Source organism: Paenibacillus sp. NRS-1782 (assembly GCF_050467685.1).
In the GTDB taxonomy this organism is placed as follows: domain Bacteria; phylum Bacillota; class Bacilli; order Paenibacillales; family Paenibacillaceae; genus Paenibacillus; species Paenibacillus terrae_A.
In genome coordinates this window covers 1-1,687 of record NZ_JBITPH010000075.1, presented here as the reverse complement: position 1 = coordinate 1,687, position 1,687 = coordinate 1, and the positions used below count along the sequence as shown (strand labels likewise).

Genomic DNA, 1,687 nt, shown 5'->3' with positions numbered 1-1,687 from the left:
GGGTAGCCTCCTACTCGATTACATTAGCTTTAATTCCAGTTCCGAGTCTCGTTTATGAAAAAGCTGAGAATCTCGAAATAGCTACATGACCTGCGCTGTTAGCTATGACTGGTGAATTAGCAATGGTAATAGGAAATCCAGATATATTTCTAAATTGAATTGTATCCCCCACAGCAAAAGCCTCAATTTGAACTAAAACCAATTGACCACTTGTTGCCGTGGTTACAGCGGGAGCGAGATATGCTGTAGAATTATTTAGTGATAACCCAATTGTTGCTTCTGGCAGTGAGGCAGTTGCAAGATTTATTACAACACTAATGTTATACAACCCCGCATTTTGTATTGTGAAAATACTTGTTCCTGCATTATAAGTGAGTGCAGTAGATTGGTTTGGAGTAATATTTAAAATGTTTGACCCCGAAGCAATTGTCTGAGGTTGAATATTACCGTTAAAGTATGCGTCTATAAACGTAGGAGGTGGGCCGGTTGCACCTGTTATACCAACACCTGTGGCACCAGTAGGTCCAATAGCCCCGGTTGCACCGATGACGCCAGTAACTCCGGTAGCGCCAGTAACGCCAGTAGCACCTGTGACGCCAGTAACTCCGGTTGCACCAGTAACTCCGGTTGCACCAGTAATCCCGGTAACTCCAGTGATTCCGGTAACACCCGTGATGCCAGTAACTCCGGTAGCGCCCGTAGCGCCCGTAGCGCCAGTAACTCCAGTAACTCCGGTAGCCCCCGTGATGCCAGAAGCCCCGGTGACGCCAGTAGCACCAGTAACTCCTGTAACGCCAGTAACGCCGGTAACACCAGTGATGCCAGTAACTCCGGTAACTCCAGTAGCGCCGGTAGCTCCGGTAGCTCCAGTAGCACCTGTGACGCCAGTAGCCCCGGTAGCGCCCGTAACTCCGGTAACACCCGTGATGCCAGAAGCCCCGGTAGCGCCAGTGACTCCAGTAGCCCCGGTGACGCCAGTTGCTCCAGTAGCCCCCGTAACTCCAGTATCTCCAGTAACTCCGGTAGCCCCGGTAACGCCGGTAACACCCGTGATGCCAGTAGCTCCGGTAGTGCCAGTGACTCCGGTAGCTCCGGTAGCACCTGTAGCGCCTGTAGCGCCAGTATCTCCAGTAGCTCCGGTAGCTCCGGTAGCACCTGTATCTCCGGTAGCGCCAGTAGCGCCGGTAGCACCAGTGACTCCAGTGGCACCAGTAACGCCAGTAGCACCTGTGATGCCAGAAGCCCCGGTAACGCCAGTAGCTCCAGTGACTCCAGTAACGCCAGTGACGCCGGTAACACCCGTGATGCCAGTAGCTCCGGTAGTGCCAGTGACTCCGGTAGCCCCGGTAACGCCGGTAACACCCGTGATGCCAGTAGCTCCGGTAGCGCCAGTAGCTCCGGTAGCGCCAGTAGCTCCGGTAACGCCGGTAACCCCAGTGACTCCCGTAACGCCAGTATCTCCAGTAGCACCCGTATCTCCGGTAGCACCAGTAGCACCAGTATCTCCAGTGGCACCTGTAGCTCCAGTAGCCCCAGTAGCACCGGTAGCGCCAGTATCTCCAGTGGCACCCGTATCTCCGGTAGCCCCAGTAGCACCGGTAGCACCAGTGACTCCGGTAGCCCCCGTGAAGCCAGAAGCCCCGGTGACACCAGTAGCTCCGGTAGCGCCAGTAACGCCAGTAGCACC

The 1,687-nt window shown here is 54.8% G+C and carries 1 protein-coding gene; it reads right to left on the bottom strand.

Translation table 11 applies throughout. The features are described 5' to 3' along the window. Positions 1-52: 52 nt before the first annotated feature. On the bottom strand, positions 53-1,687 hold a 1,635-nt coding region (locus ACIFQM_RS23755), incomplete at its 5' end, for a collagen-like protein (RefSeq protein WP_430066276.1).